9 protein-coding genes are annotated in these 18,166 nt (G+C 76.8%); 4 read left to right on the forward strand and 5 right to left on the reverse strand.

The features are described from left to right. Positions 1-38: 38 nt before the first annotated feature. From CP974_RS20495 to CP974_RS20515, 5 genes are all read right to left on the reverse strand, one after another. Positions 39-1,664, reverse strand: a complete 1,626-nt coding sequence (locus CP974_RS20495) for an alpha/beta hydrolase (RefSeq protein WP_031129856.1) — start codon at positions 1,662-1,664, stop codon at positions 39-41. Between the two features lie 153 nt (positions 1,665-1,817). Further along, complete coding sequence (locus tag CP974_RS20500) at positions 1,818-3,947, reverse strand: ABC transporter permease (protein ID WP_031129857.1); 2,130 nt, start codon at positions 3,945-3,947, stop codon at positions 1,818-1,820. Next, on the reverse strand, positions 3,944-4,732 hold the full coding sequence (gene modA / locus CP974_RS20505) for a molybdate ABC transporter substrate-binding protein (protein WP_031129859.1): 789 nt from the start codon (positions 4,730-4,732) through the stop codon (positions 3,944-3,946). Before modA ends, CP974_RS20500 begins: the two co-directional genes overlap by 4 nt. A gap of 65 nt (positions 4,733-4,797) precedes the next feature. After that, the gene (locus CP974_RS20510; protein ID WP_031129860.1) at positions 4,798-5,193 is read right to left on the reverse strand and encodes a TOBE domain-containing protein; all 396 of its coding nucleotides are present in this window, start codon (positions 5,191-5,193) and stop codon (positions 4,798-4,800) included. Between the two features lie 326 nt (positions 5,194-5,519). Further along, complete coding sequence (locus tag CP974_RS20515; protein ID WP_031129861.1) at positions 5,520-8,234, reverse strand: lysylphosphatidylglycerol synthase domain-containing protein; 2,715 nt, start codon at positions 8,232-8,234, stop codon at positions 5,520-5,522. Between the two features lie 554 nt (positions 8,235-8,788). On the opposite strand from CP974_RS20515, the gene CP974_RS20525 reads away from it, so the two are divergent. The 4 genes from CP974_RS20525 (at position 8,789) to CP974_RS20540 (ending at position 18,139) form a co-directional block, all read left to right on the forward strand. Beyond that, positions 8,789-9,196 carry an MGMT family protein gene (locus CP974_RS20525; RefSeq protein WP_037937174.1) on the forward strand — a complete coding sequence of 136 codons (408 nt, stop codon included), beginning with the start codon at positions 8,789-8,791 and terminating at the stop codon, positions 9,194-9,196. Between the two features lie 82 nt (positions 9,197-9,278). Continuing rightward, positions 9,279-12,956 (forward strand): ATP-dependent helicase, encoded by a 3,678-nt coding sequence (locus CP974_RS20530; RefSeq protein ID WP_150485840.1) that lies wholly within the window; start codon positions 9,279-9,281, stop codon positions 12,954-12,956. Positions 12,957-13,053: 97 nt separating this feature from the next. Further along, the gene (locus CP974_RS20535) at positions 13,054-16,722 is read left to right on the forward strand and encodes an ATP-dependent DNA helicase (protein ID WP_150485841.1); all 3,669 of its coding nucleotides are present in this window, start codon (positions 13,054-13,056) and stop codon (positions 16,720-16,722) included. Positions 16,723-16,732: 10 nt separating this feature from the next. Beyond that, a complete protein-coding gene (locus CP974_RS20540; RefSeq protein ID WP_031133610.1) occupies positions 16,733-18,139 on the forward strand; it encodes a dipeptidase in 1,407 nt (468 codons plus the stop codon). The last annotated feature ends 27 nt before the right edge of the window (positions 18,140-18,166 follow it).

Raw genomic sequence — 18,166 nt, forward strand, 5'->3', positions numbered from 1 at the left:
CGCCGCCGCGGACAGCCCCGGCGACCCTGTGGACAACCTCACGGGCACACCGTCCCCGACGGGGGGACCTTCCCGTCCAGGAGATAGGCGTTCACCACGCGCTGCACGCAGGCGTCGCCGCTGTTGTACGCGCCGTGGCCCTCGCCCCGGTACGTCACCTCGATGCCGACGCCCTCGCCGAGCGCGGACGCCATGGCCTTGGCGCCCTCGTACGGCGTGGCGGGGTCGCCGGTCGTGCCGATCACCAGGATCGGCGGCGCTCCGGGCGCGCTCACCTCCGGGTGGTCGGCCTCGCCCGGCACCGGCCAGCTGCCGCACCACAGCAGCCCCCAGGCGAGGAGGTCGCCGAAGACGGGCGACGCCTCGCGGAACTCGGGCAGCTTCGCCTCGACCTGCTCGGGGGTGAAGCGGGCCCGGTCGTCCACGCAGTTGATCGCCGCGTTGGCGGCCTGGAGGTTGCTGTACTCGCCGTTCTCGTCGCGGCCGTTCATCGAGTCGGCCAGGGCGAGCAGCAGCGCCCCGTCGCCGCCGTCCGCCTCGTCCAGGCCCTGCTCCAGGTACTGCCAGTACTCCTTGGAGTACAGCGCCTGCGCGATGCCGTTGGCGGCCAGGGTCTGCGTCAGCGGCCGGTCGCCGATCCCGCGGATCGGGCGCTGGTCGAGCCGCGCCAGCAGGTCGGCGACGGACTGCTCGATCTCCTCCGGGGTGCTGCCCGGCAGGGCGCAGTCGTCGCCGCGCCGCACGCAGTCGCGGGCGAAGTTCCGCAGCGCCAGCTGGAAGCCCCTGGCCTGGCCGAGCGAGCCCTGCTCGGCGGTCCCCGTCGGGTCGACCACGGCGTCGAGGACGGCCCGCCCGACCCGGCGCGGGAACAGGTGTGCGTACACGCCGCCGAGCTCCGTGCCGTACGAGATGCCGAAGTAGTACAGCTTGTCGTCGCCGAGGACCTGCCGCATCAGGTCCATGTCGCGGGCCGCGTTCTCCGTGCCGACGTGCGGCAGCACCCCGCCGGAGTTCTCCTCGCAGGCGCGCGCGTACTTCTCCAGCTCGCTCCGGTACCTCGTCACCTCGGCGTCGTCGTCGGGCGTCGCGTCCTGCGCGTAGAAGGCGTCCAGCTGCGCCCGGTCCAGGCACTCCACGCCGCCGCTCTGCCCGACGCCGCGCGGGTCGAAGGAGACGAGGTCGTAGCGGCTGCGCAGCTTCTCGTAGTCGGGGGCGAACGACGGGAGCGCGGTGACCCCGGATCCGCCCGGCCCGCCGAAGTTGAAGACCAGGGAGCCGATCCGGTTCTCCTGGTCGCGTGCCTTCACGCGGATCATGGCCAGCTCGATCGTCTCGCCGCCGGGATCGGCGTAGTCGAGCGGGGCGTCCATGAACGCGCACTCCCATCCGGTGCCGTCGGGGAGCGGGCTCGGCGGGGTCGCCCCGCCCGGCGCCGCCGCGGGCGGGGTGCAGGCCTTCCACGCCGGCTTCTGCGATGCCAGCTCCCGCATCGCCTCCTGGCCCGACTCGCCGCTCTCGTCCTCGCCGCCGCATCCCGCGGCGGTGCCGGCGAGGAGGACCAGGGCGGCGAGTGCGGCGGTGCGCCGGCGGTGGGCCTGCCGGGAGGCCGTCGCGGGGGCTCTCCGCCGGGGTGTCCTCCGCCAGGAAGGGCGAGTGATCGACATGGGTCCATCGTCGGCGCGCCGCCGCCCCGGCGCCCGCGACGCACGCCCATGCGGGTGGCCGGCGGCCGTGCGGCCGCACGGCGGGTGCGGCGGGTGCGGCGGTGCGGCCAGGCGTTCGGCGCGGCCGCACGGCGGTCGCGGCGGTACTTGCCGTCACAGCGGTACGACGGTGATCTCGGTCGCCTTCACGCTCACCCACACCCCGGCGCCCTCCGCCAGGCCCAGGTCCGCCGCCGCGGCCGGGGTCACCTCGGCGACCACCTCGGCCGGCGCCCCGGCGCCGCCCGCCACGAGGACCCGCAGCCGTGCCCCGTACGCCGCCAGCTCCCGTACGGTGCCCGGCCACACGTTGCGCGGGCTGCCGGAGGGACGGGCGGCGTGCAGCGACACGGCCTCGGGGGACACCACCGCGAGGGCGGCCGCGCCGTCGGCGGGCGCCGGGTCGGCGGCCGTCACCAGCCGGGCGCCGCCCGCCGTGTCGAGACCCCCGTCCCGTGCGGTGCCCGGCCAGGCGTTGCGGCCCAGCATCCGCGCGACCCACGGCGAGCGCGGGTGCCGCGCCACCTCGGCGGGCTCCGCGTACTGCACGAGGCGCCCCTCCTCCACCACGAGGACGAGATCGGCCAGTGACACGGCCTCCACCGGGTCGTGCGTGACGATCAGGCTCACACCGGGGAACCCGGCCAGGTGCTGCCGCAGTGCGTGCCGCACCCGCGCGCGGGTCGTCTGGTCCAGGGCGGCCAGCGGCTCGTCCAGCAGCAGCAGCCGGGGCCGGGCGGCGAGCGCCCGCGCGAGCGCCACCCGCTGCGCCTGCCCGCCCGACAGCTGGCCCGGCCTGCGGTGCGCCAGCGCGCCCACGCCCAGCCGCTCCAGCCACCCGTACGCCTCCACGCGCGCGGCGGCCCGCGGCACGCCCCGCGCGCGCAGCCCGTACGCGGTGTTCGCCAGCGCGGTCAGGTGCGGGAACAGCGCCCCGTCCTGCGGCACCCAGGCGATGCCGCGCCGATGCGGCGGCAGCCCCGACAGCTCCGGCCCGCCGAGGCGCAGCCTCGTGGCCGCGGCGCGCGGGGTGAGGCCCAGCAGCGCCCGCAGCAGGGTGCTCTTCCCGGCGCCGTTCGGCCCGACGACGGCGACGGTCGTGCCGGCGGGCACGTCGAGGTCCAGGGCGGTGGCCCCGCGCACGGCGGCCGACAGCGGCCACGACGCCGGCGCCCCGCCCCGGCGCCCGTCCGGAGCGCCGTCCCCGCCCTCATCCGGACCGAGGGCCGGGCCTGTCACGCCGGGCCCCGCGCCCCGCCGCGCCGCGCCCGCCTCCGCCCCGCGTCCGCCGTCCTTCCCCGGCCGGGCGCCGTCGCCCCTCCGGAGCCTGGCGCCCGTGCCCCTCCGGAGCCTGGCGCCCGTGCCCCACCGGAGCCGGCCGGCGCCGGGCGCCCCGGCGGCCTCGGGCCCCTCCTCGTTCTCCGCTCCGCCCGGCGCGGGCCGGGCCTCCCGTACCGCCGCGTGGCCCAGCCAGCGGCCCCGCAGCGCGATCAGGACCGCCGCGGCCGTGACGAGCAGCAGCAGTGACACGGCGACCGCGCCCTCCGGGTCGTTCTGGAGCAGCAGGTACACCTGGAGGGGCAGGGTCTGCGTCGTGCCGGGCAGGTTCCCGGCGAAGGTGATGGTCGCGCCGAACTCGCCCAGCGCCCGCGCCCAGCACAGCGCCGCACCCGCCACCAGGCCCGGTCCGACCATCGGCACGGTCACCGTGAGGAAGGCCCGCAGCGGCCCGGCGCCCAGCGACGCCGCGGTCTCCTCGTAGCGCGGGTGCAGCCCCGCGAGCGCCCCCTCCAGGCTGATCACCAGGAACGGCATCGCCACGAACGCCGCCGCCACGACCGCGCCCGCGGTCGAGAAGGGCAGCGTCACGCCGAAGGAGCCGGCGAGTACCCCGCCCAGCAGACCGCGCCGCCCGAAGCCCTGCAGCAGTGCCACCCCGGCCACGGTGGGCGGCAGGACCATGGGCAGCATCACGACCACCCGCAGCAGTGCCTTGCCGGGGAAGTCGACGCGGGCCAGCACCCAGGCCAGCGGTACACCGAGCAGCAGCGACAGGGCGAGCGCCCACCCGGAGACGGCCAGCGACAGGCCGAGCGCCTCCCGCACGTCCGGAGCGGTCAGCCGCTCGCCGAGCGTGCCCCACGGCGCCTGGACCAGCACCCCGGCGAGTGGCAGCAGCAGGAAGGCGACCGCGAGGAGTGCGGGCGCCGCCAGCGCGAGGGGGGCCCGCCGGAGCGGCGTCACGGCGTCTCGAAGCCGGCCGCCGACAGCAGCCGGCGCGCGTGTGCCGAGCGCAGCCACTCCACGAAGCCGCGTGCCGCACCGGCGTCGCGCGCCGTGTCCAGGGCGGCGGCCGGGTAGGACGCGACGGCGTTCTGCGCGTCGGGCACGGCGACGGTGTCGACGGCGCCTCGGGCGGCGGTCGCGTCGGTGACGTACACGAGCCCGGCGTCCGCCTCGCCCAGCCGGATCTTGCCGAGGACGGCGCGGACGCTCGGCTCCTCCGAGACGGGCCGGACGGTCACGCCCGCCTTGTCCAGGATCCGGCGGCTGTAGCGCCCGGCGGGCACCTCGGGAGCGGCCAGCACCACCTTCAGGTCCTCCCGGGCCAGGTCGCGCAGCCCGGCGATCCGCCGCGGGTTGCCCCCGGCGGTGGCGATGGCGAGCCGGTTGCGGGCGATGACGACGGCTTCACCGGTCGCCTCCCGCAGGCCCTCCATGGTCGGGGAGTCGGCGGTGACGAGGACGTCGGCCGGGACGCCCTGGCGCACCTGGGACGCCAGCTCCTGCGATCCGGCGAAGGAGAACACCACGTCCGTTCCGGGGTGCTGCCGCTCGTAGGCGGCGCCGATCTCCCCGAAGACGTCCGTGAGGGACGCGGCGGCCAGGACGGTCAGCTTCCGGCCGCCGGGCCCGGAGGTCTCCGCCGTTCCGGCCGCGGGAGCCCCGAAGCCCCCGCAGGCCGCCAGCGGCAGCAGCAGGGCCGCCGACAGCAGGGCGGCGATCACATGGCGCGCTGTACGGCGCACGGGAACCTCCGGTGCGGGGTCGGCTTACGGGTGGTCATATGTGGTCCAGCCATCGCCGGCCGTGGTCAGACGCGGTCGATGTGGACGTTGGTGGACTTCACCCGCGCCACGGCTTCCACGCCCACCTCCAGGCCCAGCTCCTCGACGGCCTCGCGGGTCAGCAGGGACACGAGTCGGTGCGGACCGGCCTGGATCTCCACCTGCGCGGCCACGTCGCCCACCTTCACCGCGGTGACGATGCCGGGGAAGGCGTTGCGGGCGCTGGTGTACGGCACGTCGGCGCCGTCGCCGGGCTGCGCGGCCAGCTCGACGGCGAACGCCGCGAGGTCCGGCCCGTCGACGAGGCGCCGCCCGGCCTCGTCGCGGCGCGTCACGAGTCGCCCGGCGTCCGCCCAGCGGCGCACGGTGTCGGCGCTGACGCCCAGGAGGCGCGCCGCCTGCTGCGAGGTGTAGGACCGCATACGCGGCAATCTAGGCCCGGGAGGCTCGCAGAAGCAAGGGTGATCGTACGAGGCGGCTCGCATCCGCGAGGCGGTGGGTCGCACCGGGCGGGTACCCGGGTGGTGGGGCGCCCGCGCGCAGGACGGGACGGCGCCCGGCCGAAGCGGGGTCCCGCGCGCCCATGGAGCCCTCACCGCCGCACCGCCCCGCCGCGCGAGACTCCCCGCAGCTGGACCGCTCCACCCCGCAGCCACGCCGCCGCCCCCGCCAGGCATCCCGCAGCCACGCCGCCGCCCCCGCCACGCGCCCCGCAGCCAAGCCGCCCCCGCCCCGCGAGGGGGCCCGGCTACAGCGCGCCCTTGCGCGTCAGGTGGTTGAACGACACCCAGCCCGGCAGCACCGGCAGCCACAGCGTCAGCAGCCGGTACAGCAGTACCGCGGGCGCCGCGACCTCCTTGGGGACCCCGGCCAGCACCAGGCCGGCCAGCAGGGCGCCCTCGACGGCGCCGACGCCGCCGGGGGTGGGCGCCGCCGACCCGAGCGCGTTGCCCGCCAGGAACACCACGGCGAGGCTCGCGTACGTCAACGGCTGCTCGCCGCCGTTGAACGCCCGTACCGACGCGTCCAGGCACAGCACGAACGTGGCCGTCAGCAGCAGCATCCCGCCGATGCCCGTCAGCAGCTTCCCCGGCCGCTGGAGGACGTCCAGCATGCGCGGCACCACACCGGCGAACAACGACCGCAGGCGGGTCGAGACGAACTTCCGCAGCGCCGGGACGGCCGTCACCACCAGCAGCAGCACCGCGATCGTCAGCAGACCGGCGATGACCGTCCGGGAGGGGGTGAAGTCGTCCTGCGACCGCTCCGTGCCGGTCAGGTAGCCGAACGCCAGCAGCAGCAGGATGTGCGCGCCCAGCCCGAACAGCTGCGAGGCGCCGACACTCGCGACGGCGAGGCCCGGGCGCACCCCCGACCGCTGGAGGAAGCGCGTGTTCAGCGCGACGCCGCCGACCGCCGCCGGCGCGACGATCTTGACGAAGGACCCGGCCACCTGGGCCACCACGGTCCGCAGGAACGACACGCGCTCCGGCACGAAGCCGAGCAGGCTCATCGCCGCCGCCACATAGCTGAGCGCCGAACACGCGACCGCGACGGTGACCCAGCCCAGGTCCGCGTCGCTGATCGACGACAGCGGGATGCTGGCGATCTGCGACAGCAGGAAGTACGCCGCGATGGCGCCCGCGATCAGGCTGATCAGCGTGCGGGGCCTGATCCGCTCCAGCCGCACCGGCTCCACCGGCGCCTGCGGCCTGATCAGCAGCACCTGGCGGCGGATCTGCGCCAGCAGGTCCTCCTCGCGCGCCTCGTGCAGCGCGTCCTCCAGGGCCCGCTTCTCGGCCTGCTTCTCCGCCCGGACGGCCTTGCGCTCCGCCTTCGAGCCGGCCTCGGCGGAGCCGCTGCCGGCCTCCAGGCGGGCCCGCTTCGCCGCCTCCGACGCCTGGAGCACCGCCTCGCGCTCCCGCTGCGACCGCTCGCGGGCCAGCCGCCGCAGCGTCGCCCGCGTGGACCGGCTCAGCGCGATGGGCTGCAGCAGCGGCAGGCAGTCCGCCACCTTGTCGGGGCCCAGCACGTCCACCGCGGCGGCGACCGCCCGCTCGGCCCCGACCCGCAGGCCGAGCGTGGTCAGCAGCTGCGCGGTGTCCATCCGCAGCACGAGGTCGCCCGCGGCGATCTCCCCGCCCCGCAGGTCGGTGATCACCACCTTGCCGGAACGATCCACCAGCAGGGCGTCGCCCGTCAGCCTGCGGTGCGCGATGCGCCGCGACTGCAGTGCCCTCACCTGGTGCCAGCAGGAGCGCACGACCTCGTCGGTGATCTCCTCGTCGGAGAGCGCGTCCAGGGACCGCCCGCCCCGGTGCTCGTAGACGAGCATCACGGCGTCCGGGCCCAGCTCGGAGGTGGCGATCAGCTTCGGCGCGTTCGCCCCGGCGGCGATCGCCGCGTACGCGAGGAGGGCCTCCTGCTCCAGCGCCTGCCGCAGCGACTGGATCGAACGGCGGGTGGTGATGCCGCGCAGCGTCAGCCGCCGCCACACCCGGTAGAAGAACCCCTGAGCCTGCTGCTCCCGGTCGACGACGGTCACGTCGAGGGGCGAGCCCTCCTCCAGGGTGACCAGGTAGCGGCGGCCCCGGTCGCCCTGCTCGGCCGTCTCCGGCAGGCCCCCCGCGCGCATGGCGGCCACGGGCCGGAATCCGACGTGCCGCAGGCCCGCCAGGAGCGTCTGCCCCGTGGGGCGGACGTTCGGCGAGCCGACCGTGTAGAGCGTCCCGTACGCGACGGTCCAGCCGATCAGGATCGTCAGGATGATCGACAACGGGGTGGTGTAGCCCGCCACCAGCATGGTGAACGCGTCGAGCAGCAGCACCACCCACAGCACGACCCGCCAGCGGGGCCGCCGCGCCATGCCGACCGCCGACATGTACGCGATGACCGGCGCCAGGTAGCCGTGCACGGGGTCCGTCAGCCCGCCGCCGCTCTGCGGCTGGGTGAGGGCGTCCTGGATCGCCGTGGGCGCCCCCTGGGCCACCCACAGGTCCGTCGCCAGGGTCACGCCGTGCGCCAGTACGGCCGCGAGGACCCCGTCCGCGATGCGCAGGCCGTCGCGTTTGATCAGCCGCTCGATCGCGAACGCCACCGGCACCAGCAGGACGGCGATGCTGGAGACGAGGCCGGCGATCTTGACGAAGACGTCCGGCGCCTGGCCGGTGCCCTTGCTGATGTCCTGCTCGAGTCCGGAGGTGGTGCCGCTGGCGAAGGCCGCGATGCCGATGACCACGACGATCGCGAGGACGCCGACCAGCAGGCGCAGCAGATCGGAGGGGCGGTGCACGCGCGCGGCGAGCAGCGGCTCGTCCCCGGAGAGGTCGCTGTGCTGCTCGCCGAGGGGGCCGGGGGCACCGGACGCGCCGGGTGTGCCGTCGGGTGTGCCGGGCGTCCCGGCTGCGTCGGGGGCGCCGGCCGCGTCCGGTGACCCCGAGGGGTCGGACGCGTCGGGTGCCACGGGGGAGCCAGGGTTCCCGCCGGAGCCGGAGCCGGAGCCGGAGCCGGAGCCGGACCCGGACTCGGAGCCAGGGTCAGGGCCGGCGCCGGGGGCAGGGCCAGGACCGGAGCCAGGGGCAGGGCCGGAGTCGGGGGCGCCGGTGGCGCCGGTGGTGCCGGTCCCCTCCGCCGCGGGGCGGTCCGGCGCGGCGTCGTCGCGAGGCGCCGCACCGCTGTGGTGCTTCTCACCGCTGTGCCGCGCGTCACCGCTCCCGGACCCGGCGCCACCGCTGTCCGCCGCCCCGCCGCCGCGTACGCCGGGCCGCCGACCGCCGGAGCCAGGCTCGGCGGGCCCGTCCGCACCCTCGCCCCGCGAGGCGGCGTGCGGGCGCGGCCCGGCGCCGGGACCGCTCGCCACGTCGGGAGGCCGCACGTCCCTTCCCTTCTCCTCGTCCGTCTCTTCTTGATCTCGTATCACCAGTCACCGCCCGGAAGATGGTGGCACGGCGTGGCGGCGGCCGAGGGCATCAGGGTGGGGTGCCCGCGATGTCGCAGCCGTGGTGCAGGATGGAGCGGATGACTGCCGAGACGCCCCCCGACCGGCTTCCGGAGTACGCGGAGCGCGTGCTGGAGGTCGCCGAACTCATCCCACCCGGCCGGGTGATGACGTACGGCGACGTCGCCGAGTGGCTGGGTGAAGGCGGCCCCCGGCAGGTCGGCCGGGTCATGGCGCTCTACGGCGGCGCCGCGCCGTGGTGGCGCGTCGTGCGCGCCGACGGGCGGCTGCTGCCCGGCCACGAGCAGCGCGCGCTGGGCCACTACCGTGAGGAGGCCACGCCGCTGCGGGAGACCGCGACGGCGCGCGGCACCGCGGACCGGCCGGCGCGCCTCGACATGAGGCGGGCACGCTGGGACGGGACCGGCGTCGCCGACGGCGCCGGCGGCGACGCGGACGACACCGGGCGTGCGATGGCTCACAATTGACAGCTTCCGCCATCCGGCGGGGCCGCGCCCCTTCTCCACCGCACCCTCACCTTCGGCACACCTCCCAGGACCGGCGATCCACGTGAGCTCCTCCTCCACCACCCGGCGCGCGCCGCGCCAGGAACCGGCACGGCCGGGGACGCCGGGCGCGTACCGGCTGGTGCGTACCCCGCCGGCCCCGGTGGCCCCTCCTTCCCTGGACGCAGCGCAGCGGGCGGTGGTTGATCACGCGGACGGGCCCCTTCTCGTCCTGGCCGGCCCGGGCACCGGCAAGACGACGACCCTCGTCGAGGCGGTGGCGGCCCGGATCGAGCGGGGCGCCGACCCGGATCGGCTGCTCGTCCTCACGTTCAGCCGCAAGGCCGCCGTCGAGCTGCGCGACCGCATGGCCGCCCGGCTGCCCGGCGCGCGCGCCCCGCAGGCGACGACGTTCCACTCGTACTGCTACGCGCTCGTCCGCGCCCACCAGGACGCCGACCTGTTCGCCGAGCCGCTGCGCCTGCTCTCCGGCCCCGAGCAGGACGTCGCCGTGCGCGAGCTGCTCGCCGGACAGCTCGACCTGGAACGCGACGGCCTCGCGCGCATCCACTGGCCCGACGAGCTGCGGGCCTGCCTCACCACGCGCGGCTTCGCCGACGAGGTGCGCGCCGTGCTGGCCCGCTCGCGTGAGCTGGGCCTCGGCCCGCGCGCGCTGGCCGCGTTCGCCGCGCGCACGGGGCGGCGCGACTGGTCGGCGGCGGCCGAGTTCCTCGCCGAGTACCTCGACGTCCTCGACATGCAGGGCGTCCTCGACTACGCGGAGCTGGTGCACCGGGCGGTGCTCCTCGCCGGGCGCGTGACGCTGCCCGCGTACGACGCCGTGTTCGTCGACGAGTACCAGGACACCGATCCGGCGCAGGTCCGGCTGCTGCGGGCGCTGGCCGGGCAGGGCAGGACCCTGTACGCGTTCGGCGACCCCGACCAGTCGATCTACGCGTTCCGGGGCGCGGACGTCAACGGCATCCTGGAGTTCCCGCACGTCTTCCGGCGCGCGGACGGCGGCCCCGCGCCGGTCGCCGTGCTGCGCACCTCGCGCCGCTCCGCCGCGGGGGTGCTGGCGGCGACCCGGCTGCTGACCGCGCGGATGCCGCTGCCGCGCCTGCCCGCGGACACCGTCCGGGCCCACCGCGACCTGGCGCCCGTCCGGGAGGGCGGCCGCGTGGAGGCGTACACCTTCCCGACCGCGTCCACGGAGCTGGAGAACGTCGCGGACATCCTGCGGCGCGCGCACCTGGAGGACGGGGTGCCGTGGAGCGACATGGCCGTGCTGGTGCGCGCCGGGGCCCGCTCCCTGCCGTCGCTGCGCCGCGCCCTGACATCGGCGGGCGTGCCGCTGGAGACGGACGGCGCGGACGTGGCCCTGCGCCACGAACCGGCCGTCTCGCCCCTCCTGACCGCCCTGCGCGCCACGGCGACGGCGGCCCTGCGCGGGGCCGCGCGGGCGGACCAGTCCCCACCGGACGCCGCCCGCGCCGGAGAGGACGACGCCGCGCCGGCCGTGGCGGAAGGGCAGGCCGGGACGGCCGCGGCCGAGGAGGCCGACGCCCCGGCCACCGACGCCCCGGCGGCGGATGCCCCGGCCGCCGACACCCCGGCCGCCGACGCCCCGGCGGCGGATGCCCCGGCCGCCGACGCCCCGGCGGCCACCGAGGTCAGCGAGGTGGACCCCCCGGCCACCGAGGTCTTGGACGTCGCCGACCCCTCAGCCACCGACGGCACCGGCCCCGCCGCCACCGACCCCACCCACCCCGCCGCCCCCACAGCTCCCGCCGTCGCCGACCCGGCCGCCCCGGCCGACCCCGCCGCCCCGGCCACCGGCCCCGCCGCCCCCACCCCGGGCCCTGCCGCCTGGCTGGACACCGAGACGGCGCTCACGCTGCTCACCTCCCCGCTCGGCGGCATGGACGCGGCCGACCTCCGGCGCCTCGGGCGGGCCCTGCGCGACGAGGAGCGGGCGGCCGGCAACAAGGTCCCGCCACCCTCCGACGAACTGCTGGCCCGCGCCCTCGCCGAACCGGAACGGCTCGTGGCCCACGACCCCGCCTACGCGCGCGGGGCGCAGCACCTGGGCAGGCTCCTGCGCGAGACGCGGGAGCTGCTCGCCGCGGGCGGCACCGCGGAGGAGGCCCTCTGGCACCTGTGGAACGGCACCGGCTGGCCCGGCCGCCTCCACCGCGCCGCCCTGCGCGGCGGCCCCGCCGGCCGCAACGCGGACCGGGACCTCGACGCGGTGTGCGCGCTGTTCGACACCGCGGCCCGCGCCGAGGAGCGCACCGGCGGGCGCGGCGCCCTGAACTTCCTCGCGGAGCTGGAGGCGCAGGACATCGCCGCCGACACGCTGTCCAGGCGGCAGGTCCGCCCCGACGCCGTACGGCTGATGACCGCCCACCGGTCCAAGGGCCTCGAATGGGGCCTCGTGGTCGTCGCGGGCGTGCAGGAGGGGCTCTGGCCCGACCTCCGGCGGCGCGGCTCGCTGCTGGAGGCCGACCGGATCGGCCGCGACGGCCTGGCCGAACCGCTCACCCCCGGCGCCCTCCTCGCGGAGGAGCGCCGCCTGTTCTACGTCGCCGCCACGCGCGCGCGGGACCGGCTCGTCGTCACCGCCGTCAAGGCGCCCGCCGAGGACGGCGACCAGCCGTCGCGGTTCCTCGCCGAGCTGGGCGTCGAGCCGAAGGACGTCACCGCCCGCCCGCGCCGTCCCCTCGCGGTCGCCGCGCTGGTCGCGGAGCTGCGCGCCACCACCGTCGACCCGGACGCGTCGCCCGCCCTGCGGGACGCGGCGGCCCGCAGGCTGGCCCGGCTCGCCGCGCTCGCCGACGACGAGGGCCAGCCCCTGGTCCACGCCGCCCACCCGTACCGCTGGTGGGGCCTGTACGACCCCACGCACGCCCCCGCGCCGCTCCGGGACCGCGACCGGCCCGTCGCGCTCTCCGGCAGCGCCCTGGACCAGCTGGTCCACACCTGCTCCCTCCAGTGGTTCCTGGGCCGGGAGGTGAAGGCGGACGCCCCCGCGACCGCCGCACAGGGCTTCGGCAACGTCGTGCACGTGCTGGCCGACGAGGTCGCCTCCGGCCGTACCCCCGCCGACCTGGCGGTCCTCATGGAGCGCCTCGACTCCGTGTGGGAGGCCCTGGCGTTCGAGGCGCCCTGGAAGTCCGCTCAGGAGAAGGAGCACGCGCGCGCGGCCCTGGAGCGCTTCCTGCGCTGGCACGTGATGGACCGGGGCGGGCGTGCCGTCGCCGCCACCGAGCACGGCTTCGACGTGACCCTGGAGGCGGGGGGGTACGAGGTCCGCATCCGCGGCTCCATGGACCGTGTCGAGCGAGACGAGCTGGGCCGGGCCTACGTCGTGGACTTCAAGACGGGCAAGCAGGCCCCCACCAGGGACGAGGTGGCCCGCCACCCCCAGCTCGCGGTCTACCAGACCGCGGTACGGGAGGGCGCCGTGGACGAGGTGTTCGACGGCCGGCGCCCCGAACCGGGCGGCGCCGAACTGGTCCACCTGCGGCAGGCCGCCCCCAAGAGGGAGGGCGGCGACGCCCTGCCGCGCGTCCAGGCGCAGGAGCCGCCGTCCGAGGAGTGGGTGGCCGACCTGCTCGCCACCGCCGCGGGCCGCGTCCTCGACGAGCGCTTCACGCCCAGCACGGGCCAGCACTGCACGAACTGCGCCTTCCGCGCCTCGTGCAGCGCCCTCCCCGAAGGCCGCCACGTCGTCGAGTAGCGCACCGCCCGCGCGGCCGGAACGCTCCGGTGAGCGCCGGATGAGGGGTTTTCCACAGGCGGCCCGGACTGTCCGCGCCCCCGGCTAGCCTGCATGGGTGACCTCACGCATCACCGACCCCGAGCAGCTCAAGGAGCTGCTCGGCATCCCGTTCACCCCGGAGCAGACGGCCTGCATCACCGCGCCGCCCGCCCCGCAGGTCATCGTGGCCGGAGCCGGGTCGGGGAAGACGACGGTGATGGCCGCCCGCGTGGTGTGGCTGGTCGGCACCGGCCAGGTCGCCCCCGAGCAGGTCCTCGGCCTGACGTTCACCAACAAGGCCGCCGGTGAGCTGGCCGAGCGGGTCCGCTCGGCCCTGGTCCGCGCGGGCGTCACCGATCCGGACGCGGCGGGCCCGGACGACCCGCCTGGCGAGCCCCGCATCTCGACCTACCACGCCTTCGCCGGGCAGCTCCTCACCGATCACGGCCTGCGCATCGGCCTGGAGCCCACCGCCCGCCTCCTCGCCGACGCCACGCGCTTCCAGCTGGCCGCCCGCGTCCTGCGCGAGGCGCCCGGCCCGTACCCGGCGCTCACGCGGTCGTTCCCCACGCTCGTCAGCGACCTCCTCGCCCTCGACGCGGAGCTGTCCGAGCACCTGGTCCGCCCCGAGGACCTGCGGTCGTACGACTCCGCGCTGCTCACCGCCCTCGCCTCGGCCCGCCTCGGCAACGCCGACCTCCGCAAGGTCCCCGAGGCCTCCGCCGCCCGCCGCGAACTGCTCGACCTGGTCGTCCGCTACCGCGCCGCCAAGCGGGAGCGGGACCTGCTGGACTTCGGCGACCAGATCGGCCTCTCCGCCGAGCTGGCCCTCACCCGCCCCCAGGTCGGCGCGCAGCTGCGCGACGAGTTCCGCGTCGTCCTCCTCGACGAGTACCAGGACACGTCCGTCGCGCAGCGGCGGCTCCTGTCGGGCCTCTTCGGCGGCGGCACGGGCCACCCGGTGACCGCCGTCGGCGACCCCTGCCAGGCCATCTACGGCTGGCGCGGCGCGTCCGTGGCCAATCTGGACGACTTCCCCGAGCACTTCCCTTACGAGGACGGGCGCCCCGCCTCCCGGTACGCGCTCAGCGAGAACCGGCGCAGCGGCGGGCGGCTCCTCCAGCTCGCCAACGGCCTCGCCGAGCCGCTGCGGGCCATGCACGCGGGGGTGGAGGCGCTGCGGCCCGCCCCTGGAGCCGAACGCGACGGCGTCGTGCGGATCGCGCTGCTGGCCACGCAGGCGGAGGAGACCGCCTGGCTCGCGGACTCCATCGCCCACCTGGTCCGCACGGGCAAGGAGCCCGGCGAGATCGCGGTCCTGTGCCGCACGGCGACCGACTTCCCGCAGATCCAGGCCGCCCTCGTCGCGCGCGACGTGCCGGTCGAGGTGGTCGGCCTCTCCGGGCTGCTGCACCTCCCGGAGGTCGCCGACCTGGTGGCCGTCTGCGAGGTCCTCCAGGACCCGGGCGCCAACGCCTCCCTGGTCCGGCTGCTGACCGGCCCCCGATGGCGGATCGGCGCCCGCGACCTGGCCCTGCTGGGCCGCCGCGCCCGCCTGCTGGTGCACCGTGCCGCCGACGAGGCGGCCGACGCGGACGAGCGCCTGGCCGCGGCCGTGGAGGGCGTCGACCCGGCCGAGGTGGTCTCCCTGGCGGACGCGCTGGACACGTTCCTGGACAACGGCGGGCACGACGACGGGCTGCCCTTCTCGGCGGAGGCCCGCGTCCGCTTCGCGCGCCTCGCCGCCGAGCTGCGCGACCTGCGGCGCTCGCTCGCCGACCCGCTGATGGACGTCCTGCACCGCGTGCTGGCCACCACCGGCCTGGAGGTGGAGCTCTCCGCCTCTCCGCACGCCCTGGCCGCCCGCCGCCGCGAGACCCTGTCGAACTTCCTGGACGTCGCCGCCCGTTTCGCCTCCCTCGACGGCGAGGCGACGCTCCTGGCGTTCCTCGGGTTCCTGCGGACGGCGGCGCAGTACGAGAAGGGCCTGGACAACGCGCTCCCCGGCGGAGAGAACACCGTCAAGGTGCTCACCGCGCACAAGTCCAAGGGCCTGGAGTGGGACGTGGTCGCCGTGCCCGGCCTGGTCACCGGCCAGTTCCCCAGCAGCAGGTCCCGTGAGGCGTGGACGTCCCAGCCGCAGGTGCTGCCGCACGCCCTGCGCGGCGACGCCGACACCCTGCCCGGCATCGACGGCTGGGACGCCGGGTCGCTGAAGGCCTTCAAGGAGGCCATGCGCGACCACCAGCACACCGAGGAGCTGCGCCTCGGGTACGTGACGTTCACCCGCCCCCGCTCGGTGCTGCTCGGCTCCGGCCACTGGTGGGGGCCCACGCAGAAGCGCCGCCGCGGCCCGTCCGACTTCCTGCACGCGCTGTACGACCACTGCGCCGCCGGGCACGGCGAGATCGAGGCGTGGGCGGACGAGCCCGACGAGGACGCCGAGAACCCGGCGCTCAGCGAGGCCGTCCGCGACCAGGTGTGGCCGCTGCCGCTGGACCCCGACTCGCTCGCCCGCCGCCGCGCGGCCGCCGACACGGTCCTGGCCTATCTGGAGCACCCGCCCGCGGAACCGGACGAGCCGGCCGGCCAGACCCCGCCCGCCGGGCAGGCCACGGCCGACCCGGGCGACCTGCTGTGGCCCGACGACGCCCCCTGGCCCGACGACGCCTCCTGGCCCGACGACGCACCGCCCGAGGAGGACCCTTCCACCGACGCCTTCACCGACCCGTTCCCCGCCTTCACCGACCCGTTCCCCGACGTCCCCGGCGCCCAGGACCCTCCGCCGGTCGAGCCCCCCACCGGTCCCGCTGCCGACGCGGACGGCGAGGAGCCGTCCCGGCCGCCGGCCGCCCACGCGGGCCCGCGCCCGACGGCCGCCCCCCACCCGCCCGCCTTCCCCCACCAGCGCGAAGCCCCCGCCGACGCCCCCGCGAGCGCCCCCGCCGACGCGCCGACCCGCGCCCGAGGCCCGGCCGCGCGATCCGCTGCGGCACCCAGCACCGGCGCCCCGGCCCCGCTCACCCCCGAGGAGGCCCGCACGGTCGCCTCCTGGGACCGCGACCTCGACGCGCTCACCGGCGAGCTGCTGCGCGCCCGCGCCACCACGCGCGAGGTGCCGCTGCCCGCCTCGCTCTCCGCCTCCCAGCTGCTGCGCCTCGCCGCCGATCCGGACGGCTTCGCGGCGGAGCTGGCCCGCCCCATGCCGCGCCCGCCGCAGCCGGCCGCCCGGCGCGGGACGCGCTTCCACGCCTGGGTCGAGTCCCGGTTCGAGGAGGTGCCGCTGCCCATGCTGGGCCCCGACGAGCTGCCCGGCGGCGACGTGTACGCCGACGAGCCGGAGATCGCCGACGAGCGGGACCTGGCCGCGCTCAAGGAGGCGTTCGAGGACACCCCGTACGCCCACCGCACCCCGTACCGCGTCGAGGCACCGTTCCAGATCACCCTCGCCGGGCGGGTGGTGCGCGGCCGCATCGACGCCGTCTACCGCGACCCCGGCACGGGCGCGTACGAGATCGTCGACTGGAAGACCAACCGCCACCGCACCGGCGACCCGCTCCAGCTCGCGGTGTACCGGCTCGCCTGGGCGGAGCTGCACGGCCTGCCCCTCGACGCCGTCACCGCCTCGTTCGTCTACGTCCGCACCGGCGAGGTCGTGCGCCCCGAGGCGCTGCCCGGCCGCGAGGAGATCGAGCGGCTCCTGCTCGGTGAGACGGCCGACGGCCCGCCCCCCGGCGCCGGATAGGCTCGGAAGCATGAGCGACACCCCGGACAGCGCCGTCCGCACCGTACGGAAGTACATCGAGCAGCACCGCGCCGCCTTCCTCGACGACCTCGCCGAGTGGCTGCGCATCCCCTCCGTCTCGGCCCGGCCCGAGCACGCCTCCGACGTGCGGCGCAGCGCCGAATGGCTCGCCGCGCGCCTCACCGGCACCGGTTTCCCGGTCGTGGAGGTCTGGGAGACGGACGGCGCCCCCGCCGTGTACGCGGAGTGGCCCTCCGCCGACCCCGGCGCCCCGACGGTCCTCGTCTACGGCCACCACGACGTGCAGCCCGCGGCGCGCGAGGACGGCTGGCACACCGACCCGTTCGAGCCCGTGGTCCGGGACGGCCGGCTCTACGCGCGCGGGGCCGCCGACGACAAGGGCCAGGTGTTCTTCCACACCCTCGGCGTCCGCGCCCACCTGGAGCTGACCGGCCGCACCACCCCGGCCGTCAACCTGAAGCTGCTCGTCGAGGGGGAGGAGGAGTCCGGGTCCCCCCACTTCCGCGCCTTGGTCGAGGCGAGGCGCGACCGCCTCGCCGCCGACGCCGTGGTCGTCTCCGACACCGGCATGTGGTCCGAGACGACGCCCACGGTCTGCACCGGCATGCGCGGCCTCGCCGACTGCGAGATCGAGCTGTACGGTCCCGACCAGGACATCCACTCCGGGTCCTTCGGCGGCGCCGTGCCCAACCCGGCGACCGTCGCCGCCCGCCTGGTCGCCGCCCTCCACGACGAGCACGAGCGCGTCACCGTCCCCGGCTTCTACGACGGCGTGGCCGAGCTCACGGAGGCCGAGCGGGCGCTCATCGCGGAGCTGCCCTTCGACGAGGCCGCCTGGCTCGCCACCGCCCGCTCCCACGGCACGCTCGGCGAGGCCGGCTACTCCACCCTGGAGCGCGTCTGGGCCCGTCCCACCGCGGAGGTCAACGGCATCGGCGGCGGCTACCAGGGCCCCGGCGGCAAGACGATCGTCCCGTCGTCCGCGCGGCTGAAGCTGTCGTTCCGGCTCGTCGCCGGGCAGGATCCCGACCGGATCGAGCGGTCGGTGCGCGACTGGGTCGCCGCCCGGGTCCCCGACGGCGTCCGCCACGCCATCAGCTTCGGCGCGGCCACGCGGCCCTGCCTCACCCCGCTGGACCACCCCGCGCTCCGCGCCGTCACACGCGCCATGAGCCTCGCCTTCGACGGCGCCGCGATCCGCTACACGCGCGAGGGCGGCTCGGGCCCCGCCGCAGACCTCCAGGACGTGCTGGCGGCTCCGGTGCTGTTCCTCGGCATCTCCGTACCGTCCGACGGCTGGCACGCGCCGAACGAGAAGGTGGAGCTGGACCTGCTGCTGAAAGGCGTGGAGGCGTCCGCCCACCTGTGGGGCGGGCTCGCCGACGCGCTCCGCTGACCACGACGCCGAACAGACACCCAGACA

It is taken from the genome of Streptomyces fradiae ATCC 10745 = DSM 40063, from assembly GCF_008704425.1.
In the GTDB taxonomy this organism is placed as follows: domain Bacteria; phylum Actinomycetota; class Actinomycetes; order Streptomycetales; family Streptomycetaceae; genus Streptomyces; species Streptomyces fradiae.